Annotated in this window: 11 protein-coding genes; 6 read left to right on the top strand and 5 right to left on the bottom strand. The window is 70.3% G+C overall.

Annotated features, from left to right (window positions below; all coding sequences use genetic code 11):
- The first annotated feature begins 23 nt into the window (after positions 1-23).
- Positions 24-800: an SDR family oxidoreductase gene (locus HD596_RS39740; RefSeq protein WP_185074604.1), complete on the top strand. Its 777-nt coding sequence runs from the start codon at positions 24-26 to the stop codon at positions 798-800.
- Here the strand turns inward: HD596_RS39740 and HD596_RS39735 are convergent.
- Positions 788-1,300, bottom strand: a complete 513-nt coding sequence (locus tag HD596_RS39735; protein ID WP_313046182.1) for a MarR family winged helix-turn-helix transcriptional regulator — start codon at positions 1,298-1,300, stop codon at positions 788-790. The two genes, HD596_RS39740 and HD596_RS39735, sit on opposite strands and share 13 nt — an antisense overlap.
- Before the next feature lie 52 nt (positions 1,301-1,352).
- On the opposite strand from HD596_RS39735, the gene HD596_RS39730 reads away from it, so the two are divergent.
- Together HD596_RS39730 and HD596_RS39725 are read left to right on the top strand one after the other, a co-directional pair.
- Complete coding sequence (locus HD596_RS39730; protein WP_221519723.1) at positions 1,353-1,964, top strand: TIGR03086 family metal-binding protein; 612 nt, start codon at positions 1,353-1,355, stop codon at positions 1,962-1,964.
- A 20-nt stretch (positions 1,965-1,984) separates the two neighbouring features.
- Complete coding sequence (locus HD596_RS39725) at positions 1,985-2,401, top strand: RidA family protein (protein ID WP_185074602.1); 417 nt, start codon at positions 1,985-1,987, stop codon at positions 2,399-2,401.
- Positions 2,402-2,421: 20 nt separating this feature from the next.
- Here HD596_RS39725 and HD596_RS39720 read toward each other — a convergent pair whose 3' ends face one another.
- Positions 2,422-2,814: a PASTA domain-containing protein gene (locus HD596_RS39720; protein ID WP_185074601.1), complete on the bottom strand. Its 393-nt coding sequence runs from the start codon at positions 2,812-2,814 to the stop codon at positions 2,422-2,424.
- Between the two features lie 84 nt (positions 2,815-2,898).
- Between HD596_RS39720 and HD596_RS39715 the strand changes: the two genes are divergently transcribed.
- A complete protein-coding gene (locus tag HD596_RS39715; protein WP_221519722.1) occupies positions 2,899-4,299 on the top strand; it encodes an MFS transporter in 1,401 nt (466 codons plus the stop codon).
- A gap of 161 nt (positions 4,300-4,460) precedes the next feature.
- A complete protein-coding gene (locus tag HD596_RS39710) occupies positions 4,461-5,627 on the top strand; it encodes a TolB family protein (protein WP_185074600.1) in 1,167 nt (388 codons plus the stop codon).
- Between the two features lie 268 nt (positions 5,628-5,895).
- Here the strand turns inward: HD596_RS39710 and HD596_RS39705 are convergent, their stop codons facing one another.
- Together HD596_RS39705 and HD596_RS39700 are read right to left on the bottom strand one after the other, a co-directional pair.
- Positions 5,896-7,110 carry a glycosyltransferase gene (locus HD596_RS39705; protein ID WP_185074599.1) on the bottom strand — a complete coding sequence of 405 codons (1,215 nt, stop codon included), beginning with the start codon at positions 7,108-7,110 and terminating at the stop codon, positions 5,896-5,898.
- A gap of 190 nt (positions 7,111-7,300) precedes the next feature.
- Positions 7,301-8,044, bottom strand: coding sequence for a hypothetical protein (locus tag HD596_RS39700; RefSeq protein ID WP_185074598.1), 744 nt, complete (start codon positions 8,042-8,044; stop codon positions 7,301-7,303).
- 301 nt (positions 8,045-8,345) lie between these two features.
- On the opposite strand from HD596_RS39700, the gene HD596_RS39695 reads away from it, so the two are divergent.
- Positions 8,346-9,785 carry an AAA family ATPase gene (locus tag HD596_RS39695; protein ID WP_221519721.1) on the top strand — a complete coding sequence of 480 codons (1,440 nt, stop codon included), beginning with the start codon at positions 8,346-8,348 and terminating at the stop codon, positions 9,783-9,785.
- Between the two features lie 62 nt (positions 9,786-9,847).
- Here the strand turns inward: HD596_RS39695 and HD596_RS39690 are convergent, their stop codons facing one another.
- Entirely contained in the window at positions 9,848-12,709 is a 2,862-nt protein-coding gene (locus HD596_RS39690; protein WP_185074597.1) for a hypothetical protein, read from the bottom strand.
- Between the last annotated feature and the right edge of the window lie 307 nt (positions 12,710-13,016).

Genomic DNA, 13,016 nt, shown 5'->3' with positions numbered 1-13,016 from the left:
CCGCACTTCGGAAGGTACGCACCATGACCACGCAGATTTCCGCCCGTCCCCTCACCGGCCGCGTCGCGGTCGTCACCGGCGCCTCCAGCGGCATCGGCGAGGCGGCGGCCGAGCACCTGGCCGAGCTGGGCGCCCGTGTCGTCGTCCTGGCGCGGCGCGCCGAGCGGCTGGACGGCCTGGTCGCCCGGATCGAGAAGAACGGCGGCCGGGCGCTGGCCCTGGCCGTCGACGTCACCGACGCGGCGGCGGTACAAGCGGCCGCCGACCGGGTGGCGGCCGAGCTGGGCGGCGCCGACCTGCTGTTCAACAACGCGGGCGTCATGCTCCCCGCGCCGATCGAGGAGCTGGCCACCGCCCAGTGGCAGCGCCAGATCGACCTCAACGTCACCGGTCTGATGAACGCCATCGCCGCGTTCACTCCTCAGCTGGTGAAGGCCGCCGCCGAGCGCGGGGTGGCCGACCTGATCAACACCTCGTCGATCGCGGCCCAGAACATCTTCCCGAACTTCGCCGTCTACTCCGGCACCAAGGCGTATGTCACCCATCTCTCCCGCCACCTGCGGGTCGAGCTGGGCGCGAAGAAGGTACGGGTCTCCGCGATCGAGCCGGGCATCGTCGCGACCGAGCTGCAGAGTCACGTCACCGACGAGGGGGCCCGGGCGTGGCTGGAGGGCGCCAGGGAGACGATGGAGTGGCTCACGCCGCAGGACGTCGCCCAGACCGTCGGGTTCCTCGCGAGCCTCCCGCCGCGGGTGAACCTTCAGCAGGTCACCATCATGCCCACCGGTCAGCCCAGCTGATCGGCCGCTCCTCGGCGGTCGTGGGCCGCGTTCGATCGCTGGGTGGGCCGCCGGTCGAGCGGAGACCTCTCGGTGATCTGCTCGCGGGGCAGCTGGTGGAGCGCCTGCAGGGCGCGGAGGAAACCGTGCCGGTCGGCCTCGGGCAGGCGGGCGAGCAGGCGCTCCTCGTTGGCCTGGATCTCGGTCCGCACCGATCTGCGCACCGCGCGGCCCTCGGCGGTGATCGTGAGGATCCGCGCGCGGCGGTCGCGCGGGTCGGGGTCGCGGGTGATCAGCCCGGCCGCCTGCAGCTTGTCGAGGGTGCCGATGATGCGGGTCTTGTCGGCGCCGATCGCTTCGGCCAGAGCGGCCTGGGTACGTACGGAGCCGTCGTCGAGGGCGCCCAGCACGGCGTAGCCCCACATGGAGACCCCGTGCGCCGCCAGCACCGGCAGCTCGGCCGCGATGAGCGACTGCAGGAGAGGATGCATCATCTCGGCGAGGTCGGGGCGGGCCGTCACAGGTCCAAGGTATCCGGTTGACAGATGATAAGCACTTGCAGATCATATGCGAATGCATATTAATGAGCTCCTGACGAAGGGCGACCTGGTCGCGCTCGACGCGCAGGCCGTGCGCGCCAGCGTCGAGCTGGCGGATCGGGTGCGGCCCGCCGATCTGTCCCGTCCGACGCCCTGCCTCGGATGGACCGTGTACGGCCTGCTCGCGCACATGGCCACGCAGCACTACGGCTTCGCCGCGGCCTCCAGGGGAGACGGCGATCTCGCCGGGTGGAAGCTTCGTTCCCTCGGCGAGGACCCGGTGGCGAGCTACCGGGCCTCGGCCGAACACGTCATGGCGGCCTTCGCCGCCGCCGGCGTGCTGGAGCGGAGGTTCCCGCTGCCCGAGTTCACCAGCGGGAGCGCCTTCCCCGGGGCGCAGGCGATCAGCTTCCACTTCATCGACTACGTGGTGCATTCCTGGGATCTGGCCAAGGCGCTGGACGTCGAGGTCGACTTCCCGCCGGACCTGCTGGAGGCCGCGCTCGCCGTGGCGCGAGCCGTACCCGGCGGCCAGGCGCGCCTCGCGCCCGGGGCGGCCTTCGCGCCGGCGCTCCCGTGGTCGGACGGGTCGCGACTGGATGAGATCGTGGCAATCCTGGGCCGCTCGCCGAGCTGGCCCCGATAATCCCCGGAATGGAGCTTGAAATGAGCAGCAGCGTCAGATTGATCCGCAACGACCAGCTCACGCAGCAGGTGGAGTACGCCTATGCCGCGGTCGCGGACGCGCCGGTGCGTTCTGTCTGGGTGGCCGGCGCGTGTCCCCTCGATCTCGACGGTACGACCGTCGCGGTCGGCGACTACGCCGGCCAGGCTCATCAGGTGATGCGCAACCTCGTGACCGCGCTCGAAGGGGCGGGCGCGTCGCTGACCGATGTCGTCAAGACCACGGTCTACGTGGCCTCCTCCCGGCAGAGCGACCTGGGCACGGTCTGGAAGGTCTACCGGGAGTACATGGGCGGGCACGACGTGCCCAGCACCTTGCTCGGCGTGACCGTGCTCGGCTACCAGGACCAGCTCGTCGAGGTCGAAGCCGTCGCCGTGCTCCCGTCAGCGGGCAGTTGACCGGCGCCGGATCTCGAAGTTCACGGAGCCGGGCGCCGTGACACCGTCTCCTCGGGGACGACGTGCAGGAGGATCGGCACGGCGCTCGAGAGCCAGGTTCCCGGCCCCGGAGACTGGCCGGCCACGACCCACTCCTTCGGATCGGCGATCCCCTCGGGGTTCAACCTCATGACCTTCGCGGTGAACCCGAGCGCGGCGATCTCCGCGCGCGCGTCGTCCGCCTCCTTGAACCACAGCTCAGGCATCGTGACGACGTCGGCCTTCGAGAAGGACGGCGCGACCGTCGCCGGAAGGGGGACGACAGGCGGGGCAGGTTCGTCCGGTCCGCCCAGCACCAGCGTGGTGAGCGCCGCGGTCACCGCGAGGCCCATGACCACGAACGTGGCGAGTAACGGCACTTCCGATCGGTTCACATCCTCCTTTCTACGCGTTCGTCTCCCCGCAGCGATGGGAGGGTGGGGAATATCCGGTTTTGTGCCGTCTATACCCTTGCCGACGTGGAATTCCAGAGAGGGTTGGCCTTACTGGTCGCCGGCACGTTCTTCATGGAGATACTCGACGGCACGGTGATCACGCCCGCCGCGCCGCATATCGCCGCGGAGCTCGGGATCGCGCCGATCGACGTCAACGTCGCGATCACCGCGTACGTGCTGACCATCGGGGTGCTGATCCCGATCAGCGGCTGGCTGGCCGACCGGTTCGGCCCGCGCCGGGTGTTCACGGTGGCGATCGTGCTGTTCGTGCTGGCCTCGCTCGGCTGCGCGCTGGCCCCGACGCTGCCCGCGCTCACCGCCGCGCGGGTGGTGCAGGGGGCGGGCGGGGCGCTGATGGTGCCGGTCGGGCGGCTGGTGGTGCTGCGGACGACGGAGAAGTCCGATCTGGTCCGGGCGATCGCGTACCTGACCTGGCCGGCCCTGCTCGCGCCGGTGCTGGCGCCGGTCGTCGGCGGGTTGCTGGCCGACTACGCGTCCTGGCGGTGGATCTTCGTGATCAACGTGCCGCTCGGGCTGGCGGCGCTGGTCGTGGCGCTGCGGATCGTGCCCGACCTGCGCGCCGACGCCCGTGACCCGCTGGACCGCGCCGGGTTCGCCCTCATGGCGGTGGGCGTCGCCGGGCTGATCGTGGCGCTGGAGGGGCTCGGCTCCGGCTTCACCCCGTCGACGGCGGTGGCGCTGGTGGTCGCCGCCGCCGGTCTGGGGCTGGCGGTACGGCACCTGCTGCGCGCTCCACGCCCGATCGTCGACCTGCGGATCCTGCGGGTGACGACGTTCCGGACCACGGCGGCGAGCGGGTCGGTCTATCGCGGCGTGATCATCGCGGTCCCCTTCGTGCTGCCGCTGCTGTTCCAGGTGGGGTTCGGCTGGTCGGCGGCGCAGGCCGGGCTGGTGGTGATCGCACTGTTCGTGGGGAACGTCGGGATCAAGCCCGCCACCACGCCGCTGATGCGCCGGCTCGGGATCCGTACCGTCCTGCTCTGGTCGATCGTGATCGGCGCCGCGTGCCTGGTGGGGATGGCGTTCCTCGAACCCACGACGCCGCTGCCCGTCATCCTCGTGCTGCTGCTGGTGAGCGGGATCGTACGGTCGACGGGGTTCACCGCGTACAACAGCGTGGCCTTCGCCGACGTCGGCCAGGACCGGATGAACCACGCCAACACGCTGCTGTCGACGCTGCAGGAATTGGGCGCGGGCCTCGGCGTGGCGATCGGCGCGCTGCTCGTACGGCTGGGCGAGGCGGTACCCGGGGTGGCGGGCGCCGCCGGGCCGTACCGGGTGGCGTTCGTCCTCCTCTCGATCATCCTGGCGCTCCTGGCGATCCCCACGCTGCTTCTCCCCCGAACCGCCGGCGACGAGGTGACCGGCCGCGTGAGCCTGCATGGCGCCGCACCGGGGTCATGACCTGTGCGGCAGATGCAGGACGACGCCGGATCGTGCCGCCTCCCGAGTTCCGCGATGGTGCCGAGCCGTCGGGACGCGTCCACCACCTGGGCGACCCCACCGTCTCCCTCCGTATGGCGCCGCGGTTGGGCAAGAAGCCGTTTTCATACGATGATCAACGCATGTCCTCCCGTGCCCGTGCGTCCGCCACGCTGGCGGGCTTGGTCCTGGCCGTCCTGGTCGCCGGCTGCGCCGATCCGGCCGCCGACCGGGTGTCGCTGGTCGGCGCGACCCGGCCACCGGCGTCCCCGCCGCAGCCGTCGGCCACGCTGCTCCCGCCACGGCCCTCGCACATGACGTCCTCGGGTCCCGTACGGCACCCGTTCCCCCTGGCAACCTCCCTGACCGAGCCGATGGCGACCGGAGCGCCCCTGCCGGCGACGGGCCGGCCCCGGTTCTTCGTCTCCGCGCGAACTCCGCTCGTCCACTTCCCCGGCAACTCCAAGACCGGCGTCTTCACGCCGGTGCCGCCCGCCGTGCACGACGCCGCGACCGGGGCGTTCATCGCGAACATCCCGCTGCCGCCCGGTATCTCCAGCTCCTGGCAGCTCGTGGCCGCCGCCCGGGACAACCGGACGTTCGCCATCGCCGGCTGGACGGAGCCGAAGAGTCCGGAGATCCGCTTCTTCCTGGTACGCCTCGGCGAGGACGGGCGCCCCGGGAGGCCGGTGGCTATCACGCAGACCGACCCCGACGACCTCAGGGTGGTCCAGGACCTCGCCCTCAGCGCCGACGGCACCCGGCTGGCCTACGCCACGCCGCTCATCGGAGGCGGCGCCAAGATCTCCGTGCTCGACGTCGCCACCGGCCGGCGCCGCGACTGGAGGACGATGACGCACCCGATGCTGGGCAGCCTGTCCTGGGCTCCGGACGGCCGCTCGCTCGCCTACGTGCTGGGTCGCCGGGCCATCGCCTCGCTCGACCTCACCCGCCTGGCCGCCGACCCGGACGGCACCACGTACCAGATCATCAAGAACGCCACGGGCGCCACGCCGATCGAGTCGCTCGCCCACACCCCCGACGGCAGCGCGCTGATCTACGCCTCCGGGCACACCGTCGAACGCGTCCCCGTGACAGGCGGACCGGCGCAGGTCCTGGCCCGCCCGGAGCTGCCGCACGACGCCTCGCTGACCCTGCGCTTCACCGTCGACGGGACCGGTGAGCACCTCCTGTACACGCACGAGTGGCGTGCCTACCAGGTCGGCCTCACCGACGGCGCGGTCACCTCGGTGCCGATCACCGTCGGCGAGCGTCCGGGCGAGGGGGACTCGCCGCGCGCAGCCTGGTGACCGGCTGCCTCGCGGCCGTCCCACTCGCGGTGGCCCGCACCCTGGCCAAGTACGAGCGGGTCCGAGGTGGCCGACCGTTCTGCCTGCTCGGCACCTCAGGGCCCGCCCGTCGAACCTGCTGATCGCGCTGGCGCCGAGGCGGCGACGGCCGGGTTCCGGGCCACGTGCGTGCACCGGTCGAGGCCGCCGCCTGCGAGCGCTCGCTACGGCCTGCTGCGTCGGCCGGCTCTCCGGCCTGAGCAGGCGTTCACGCGGACGCGGGCGGCCTTTACCGGGTGGCTGGGTCGAGGAGTAGTTTCGCGGCCACCGTCGCCCCGTCGGTGGAGATCGTGCCCGCCACCGCCTTGGCTCGTGCCCGGGTCTCGGGGGTCAGGGCCGTGGTCAGCGCGGCTGACAGGGACTCGACGGTCGGGGTCGGACCGTCGTGTGCCACGCCGATGCCCAGCTCGGCTATCCGGGCGGCCCAATGCGGCTGGTCCGCGATCTGGGGCACCACGACCTGGGGTGCGCCGGCCCGGGCGGCCGTCGTCGTGGTGCCCGCGCCGCCGTGGTGCACGACGGCGGCCATCCGGGGGAACAGCGCCTGCTGGTTGACCTCGCCGACGACGAAGCAGTCGTCCCGGTCGTCGATCAGGGCCAGGTCGGCCCAGCCGCGGGCGAGCAGGATGCGGCGGCCTTGCGCGCGGATCGCTTCGATGGCCACCCTGGCGACGTCCTTCGGGGCGTACGCGGCCATGCTGCCGAAGCCGACGTACACCGGTGGTGCGCCGGCGTCCAGGAACGCCTCCAGCTCCTCCGGGAGCGGGCGTTCGTCGGGCAGGATCCATGCCCCGGTCTGGACGATGTCGAGGTCCGTCAGGCCTTTCGACGGGCACAGGGTCTCGTCTGCGGCCAGCCACGGCCGGTCGGTGAGGACGTGGTCGCGGACGTTGTCCACCGGCGGCAGGCCGATCGCCGCCCGATGGCTGTTGAGCGCCTCGCCGTACAAGGCGTTCACCCGCTGGGCGTCCTGCTCCCACAGCACCCGGTTGTCGGTCTCGCCCGCCGGGGACTGCTTGCCCGGCCGCGCCCCCGGAGGGAAGTGCCGCGAGGGCAGTCCCAGGATATGGAAGCAGGCGCATACGTACCGGATGCCGAGCTTCTCGGCCACGTCCCGGGCGCCGGCCGGCATCAGGCCGGTCGCCAGCAGCGCGTCACATCCCTCGGCGGCCTTGGTGAGCGTGTCGAACCGGGCGGCGACCAGCTCGGGAGCGAGCCGGAACGCGACTTCGGCGGAGGGCGGCTTCGGACCGGCGACCACGGAGCGCACCGTGGGGCCCAGCGGCACCAGCGGGACGCCGACGCGCGCCAGCAGCTCCGCGAAGTCCTCGTCCGGGGGCGCGCACACTCGCGCCTCCGCACCGAGTTCGCGCAGCCGTACCGCGAGTGCCGCCAAGGGTTCGACGTCTCCGCGCGATCCCCACGTCGTCAACACCACACGCATATCGGATCCCCCATTTCCGCAGGTGTTCTGGCTTCGGCCGCCCATCTTGAAGCACGACCCGGGTCTTGCCGCAAGCCCCCCAGTGCGCTATAACCTGAAAGTGGCAAGGAGCGGGGTCTCCTTGCCTTTGCCGTTTTCCGGCGCGAGTGGATGGAGCGCAGGCCGCCACGCGCCAGCGCTCCGGCGTCACCTACGGCTGGATGGCTGTTTGCTCAGCGCCCGCGGCGGTCCCGGCGGGCTGCGTCGGTCTCGCGAGCTCGTGGGCCGAACGGGCGAGCCAGACCGTGAACAGGACATCGAATGCCCCAGTGGCGTCGGCATAGACGGTTCCCAGGTCTCCGAGCACCGTGGCCACCGGCAGCGACACGAAGGGAAACACCAGGCCGGCGGTGCCGTACCGGACGGTGGACCGCGTCCAGCGCCCGTCCTCCCGCTGCGCCCGCAGGATCAGGATCGCCCAGAGCAGTGCTGCCCCGGCGAAGATCAGCGCGAGCCAGCCGGGCATACGCAGGCCGGCCAGCGCCAGCGCGAACTGGGCACTGACGCCCCCGTACCCCAGGAAGCCCACGATCCGAACCTGATCCGCGTGCCGCAGGCCTGAGCCCAGCACGGGCGGAAACAGCACCACGAGCGCCGCCATCGACGCGATGTCGAGGATCGCGGCCCCGAACCAGTCGGACATGAGCGGATAGATCAGTCCGTACGCCGCCGCGGCGTACAGCGCGATCCGCAGCCGCCGTACGGCTCGGCCCTGCTCCGGCGGTGGCCCCGCCAGCGGCCCGCGCAGGCACTGCCACAGCGCCCAGGCACAGGGCAGCCCCGCCACCAGCATGACGAGCACGTTCGGCCACGTCGCCGGGATGGATTCGTCCACCGGCGTGAAGAGGGTCAGGCTCCATAACAGGCCGAGACCGCCAGAGGTGAGCGCGATCACCGCGGCGACTGCCAGCGCACCAAGATAAAGGCCGGTGAGGAGGAGAGCCGGAAGGCCCAGACGGTAACGAGAGATCACGTGACACTTCCAGCCGCGGTGGGATGAGGGGGCGCCTCACCTTAGCGAGCCAGGACCGTCGAGTCGATCAAGGCTGTCCCCCCGCCTTGTCTAGCGGCCGGAAGAGCGGCGAGTGGCACGCGTCCGAGTGCCGTCCGTGGAAGGGTGACTCCACGGTGGCCGCGTACGGACGCCGGCGATTAATCGGGCGCATTTATCCGCCCCGATCGCGATGATGGATGATGTGACCGACATCGAACTCGCCGACGCGCGAGCGCTCGCCGAGAGCCTGCGGCAGGTCTACACCGCGGTGGCCGAACGGATCGGCGAGGCCAACGCCACCTCTCCGCTGGTCGCCAAGGTGACCGAGCACCTCGGCTGCCCGCTCAGCGACGTGGTCGTCGTGGAGGAGAAGTACCGGCTCTACGAGCACGCCGCGCTGCAGACCGCCGCCGACCTCTACCTGGACGCCCACTCCCCCGGCGCGCAGTGGTTCGGCATCGTGGGCGGCGAGCGGCGCTGGGAGAGCATCATCAACATGCTGCTCGCGGCGATGCGCGAGGGCAGCCGCATGCTCGGCCGCCCCGACTACGGCACGGCCCCGATCGGCCCCGACACCACGATCGAGGTCGTGCAACTCGGCCTGGTCGCCACGGCCGCGCCCGACGGCACGCCGGTGCTCATCGGGCTGAGCAACAAGGACGACTACGACTCCCACAGCCTGCTCACCGTGCTGGCGGCCCGGCGGGACGTGGCGAGCGCCGTACGCGACGAGGTGAACCGGCTCAAACAGGACAACGACCCGTTCCGCGGCCAGGTGCTCAGCTTCGGCTTCAGCGAGCACAGGGAGAACGAACTGCTCACCTTCCTGCCCCGCCCCGAGCTGGACCCCGAGGAGGTGGTCCTGCCGGAAGGACGGCTGGAGGCCATCGAGGAGCACGTGGTGGGCATCGCCGAGCACGCCGACCGCCTCACCGAGGCCGGCCAGCACCTGCGGCGGGGCCTGCTGCTGTACGGCCCGCCGGGCACCGGCAAGACCCACACCACGCGCTACCTCATCGGACGGCTGCGCGAGCACACGGCGTTGCTGATGACCGGACCCGCCATGCGCAAGATCGACTATGCGGTGGCGGTGGCGCGCAAGCTGCAACCGTCCATCGTGGTCGTCGAGGACGTCGACCTGATCGCCGAGGACCGCAGCCACCACGAGACCAGCCCGCTGCTGTTCTCCCTGCTGGACGCCATGGACGGGATCAGCGGCGACGTCGACGTGACGTTCGTCCTGACCACCAACCGGGTGGAGGTCCTGGAGAAGGCCCTGGTGCAGCGGCCCGGCCGGGTGGACCTCGCGGTGGAGGTGCCGCCGCCCGACGCGGCGGCGCGCGAACGCCTGATCCGCCTGTACGCCCGCAACCGGCCCATCGTCGCCGACACCGCCAAGGTGGTCGCCGCCACCGAGGGGGTCACGGCGTCGTTCATCAAAGAACTGCTGCGCCGGGTCATCCTGGTCGCGTTGCGCTCGGACGAGCGGGTGCTCACCGACGATCATTTCGACACGGCGCTGCAGGCGATGGCGGGCGACGGCCAGGCACTCACCCGCGCGCTCCTCGGCTCCCAGGAGACGGCGGCCCAGCCGAAGCAGGAGCGCACGGCCGCCCGGTTGCAGCCGCCCGCCTGCTCCTGACCTGAATCCTGGCCGCCGAGCGTCAGGGCGGCCAGGGTTCCATCGCCAACGCCCCGCCGGCCTCAGGCTTTGAGGGCTCCTTCGATGAGTTCGAGCAGCCGCCGCGCCTCCTTCGAATCGCCGCCGGGCTTGAGCTTGTCCTTGAGCGCCTGGGCGAAGGGCTTCATCGACCAGCCGGGGAGGACCTCCGCCGCGCGGCACAGCGCCGCGAGGGTGACGGTCGCGTCGGGCTTGTCCAGGCCTGGGATCTTGAAATCCGCCATCGCCCGATCACACAGCTCCGTGAGGGTGCCGGTATCGAGGGTTTTCAAGAGATTCGCCCGCGAGAGCAGCTCACCGGCGAGATAGCGCCGGGTCTCGATCGAGACGCCGGTCGTCGGCGTCGCGAAGAACGCGACGAGCATCGGCAGCACGTTCGCCTTGACCATCATGTTCTGGCACGCGTACGCGCAGTACGAGGCCATGATGCTGCCCCGGTACCGCGCGATGTCGGCATCGTCCTCGTCTTTGACACCGCCAAGTGCGTTCCAGTGGTCCTTCAGGCTCTTGGTCAGGTTGCTGAGACTGTCCTGCGTCGTCGGCTCCTTCGCGCCAGGGGGCATGCCGGTCACCAGGTGGCCGAACGCGTAGAAGTACTCGACCATCGTCTGCTTCGACTCGTGGCCGGTGTTGATGCGCGTGTACCAGTCCTCTTTTTGATCTTCCGGTAGCACTCCCCACGGCCCCGGGATCAGGTCGACGAACGACGTCCGCAGGAACGAGAAGCTGCCGCGCGAATCGACCAGGGCGAGCTTGTCGAACAGCGCGGCGATCTCGCCCCCGGGCTTCGAGCGCAGGAGCAAGGGGATGCCGTCCACGTACGGAGATCCCAGGTCCGTATGCGTGACCGGCCAGCAGAACTTGTTCACGAACTCGGCGTTGCCGGCGGCGCTGCGCATCAGCGCCTGCTCGTCTTGATTGCCGTGCTTGAGCATGTGTATCACGAGCTGCCCCTCGTCATGCCGGGCGAGATCGAGGTCGAGCTCCTGCAACCGCGCCTCAGCCTGCGTGCGCTGGGACGCGTAGCCGCCCTTCTTCGTCAACACCGTGAGGTCGCCGGCGGCGACCTTGCCGGTGCCGAAGGAGGCGTACTTCTGGAAGCTCTTGCACAGGAAGACCTCGAGGCCGCCGTCGGCGATGGCGTCCTTCAGGCCGTTGAGCACCTCGTCGAGCCGGGTCCGGCCGGTGGACGGGTCGAGCCCGTCCTCGACGGTGGTGTCGAGGATCAGCGCGAACGGCGGGTCATCCCGCTTGCGTGCCTTCAGACCCCCGAGTACGCCGTCCACGAGGTTCTTCGTCGAGGGCGGCTCGAAGGGCGTGCTCGGGTTCAGCGCCGCGACCACGACATCCTTGCGCGGCTTCGCCGTCTCCCCCTTCTTGAGCTTGCCGAGCAGCATCCCGGTCTCGAAGTAGTCGACCTTCTCGGTGGCACGCGAGACCTGCGCGGTGCCCCGCGACGACAGCGCGATGTACAGCGCCGTCCCGAGCGCGTCCATGCCGCTGGTCATGAGGTGGCTGCTGAGCTCGATCTCCTTGCCGACGACGTACGGCCTGATGCTCGGCGCCCGCTTCAGCAGGACGTCCCGCATCGTGTTCCAATAGTCGACACGTTTGTAGTTCTTGGTCACGGCGAGCACGACGGCGATCTCGTCCATCATGAGGTCGACCGCGCGCAACGCCGACGACGGGTTCGGATCCTCGACGACGATGTCGAGGAGCCGGCTCAGCGAGCGCAGAGCGTCGGCGCTCAGCACGTCGAAGCGGTCCGGGCCGAACTTGTCGGTGAGGCCGAGCAGGAGATGCTCGACCATGGCGCACACCGGCGCCAGCTCGCCCTTCCCGCGCGCGATGTCCTGCAGGCGGGAGAACGCGCTGGAAGTGATGAGCTGCGCGAGGTCGGCGTACGTGTCGACCTGTTGTTTCGGCCCATACGGGACTTGGTCCGCGTCCACGAGCTCGAAGAGCTGGTATGCCGACGGCGTCGCGCCGATCCCCTCCAGGATCTCCTTCCAGTTCAAGGAGCCGGTGGCGCCGCTCAGCACGCTGATGCCCGTCTCCCCCTTGAGTGGCTGGATCTTGAGCTTGGCCAGCACCTTCCGGTCCAGTACCATCTCCAGCTTGCGCAGCACGCGCGGGCTGTTGACCAGGATGTCGCCCTCTTTCAGCTTGCCGCCCGCCTGCAGCTTCGCCACGAATTTCTTCAGGGCTCCGTCGAAGGACGTGCGCCAGTAGCTGGACTCGATGTCGCTCTGGGTCGACAGGCCGCCCTGGGCGACGCGCTTGCTGCTCGCCGTACGGAAGCCCACCTGCTCGACGATGTGCGCCTGCCCGGCGACCACCTCCTGCCCGAGCGCCGTGCGACGCAGCCGCGAGTACGGCTCCTTGCTGCTGCTGATCGAGTTGACGTCAGCCAACACCCTTTTGAGGTAGGCCATCGACGAGGCGTCGTCCGCGTCGTCGACGCGCTTCGCGAGCTCGACCAGGTCGACGGCGCCCTTGCCCGGCGCGGCGAGGTCGAGCGCCTCGAGCGATTCGTTGCGGCCCGGCGCGCCACCGTCCTCTGTTTGCGGCACCTGCTGCTGGGGCGTCTTGGGCTTGACGAGACGAACCCCGGCGGTCGCCTTCAGGAAGTCGAGGGCGGCGTTGCTTCTGAGCTGCGACACGATGAGCCGGGACATCGTGCCGCGCTCGGACGCCGAGCGCTGGGCCAGCATCCCGGCCATGCGCTGCATGGAGAACGTTCTGTCCTGCAGCGCCCTCGCCACCACGTTGGCGGTGGTCGAGTCGGGCTTCTCGGTGAACTCCTGCCAGCCCGGCGGCGTTGATGTGGAGACCGGCGCGGAGGCGACGGACACGTCACGCTTCGTGATAGGCAAGTCAGGCATATCCGATATGCCAGGCTTGATCTTTTCTGGTCCGCCGATCGTCCGCCTGCGCTGACGCTTGTTCTTGGACGTGCCGGTGCTCGGCCCTGTCTTCTTCATGACCCCCCAGCCGTTCTTCTCAAGGCTCCCCCATGCCTGACGACCGATCGATCGTCCACCTTTTGGCCGGGCGTGCAAAGGTTCCCAGTCCGCCACATCCGCCTTTGGCCGGATGAGGACAGGTGGCTCGGTCGCCATATTCGTGGCGCGGTTTCTGAGCTTGTATCTGTGGGGGCGCGGACCGCTCTGTGGGATCGGTCCGGATTAC

Source organism: Nonomuraea jabiensis (genome assembly GCF_014204795.1).
Taxonomy (GTDB): domain Bacteria; phylum Actinomycetota; class Actinomycetes; order Streptosporangiales; family Streptosporangiaceae; genus Nonomuraea; species Nonomuraea jabiensis.
This window is presented reverse-complemented; position numbering and strand designations above follow the sequence as displayed.

Coding starts and splice junctions, on each gene's coding strand:
- HD596_RS39690 (WP_185074597.1), bottom strand. CDS start 12,709: ATGCCTGACTTGCCTATCACGAAGCGTGACGTGTCCGTCGCCTCCGCG.
- HD596_RS39725 (WP_185074602.1), top strand. CDS start 1,985: ATGAGCAGCAGCGTCAGATTGATCCGCAACGACCAGCTCACGCAGCAG.
- HD596_RS39705 (WP_185074599.1), bottom strand. CDS start 7,110: ATGCGTGTGGTGTTGACGACGTGGGGATCGCGCGGAGACGTCGAACCC.
- HD596_RS39740 (WP_185074604.1), top strand. CDS start 24: ATGACCACGCAGATTTCCGCCCGTCCCCTCACCGGCCGCGTCGCGGTC.
- HD596_RS39730 (WP_221519723.1), top strand. CDS start 1,353: ATGCATATTAATGAGCTCCTGACGAAGGGCGACCTGGTCGCGCTCGAC.
- HD596_RS39710 (WP_185074600.1), top strand. CDS start 4,461: ATGTCCTCCCGTGCCCGTGCGTCCGCCACGCTGGCGGGCTTGGTCCTG.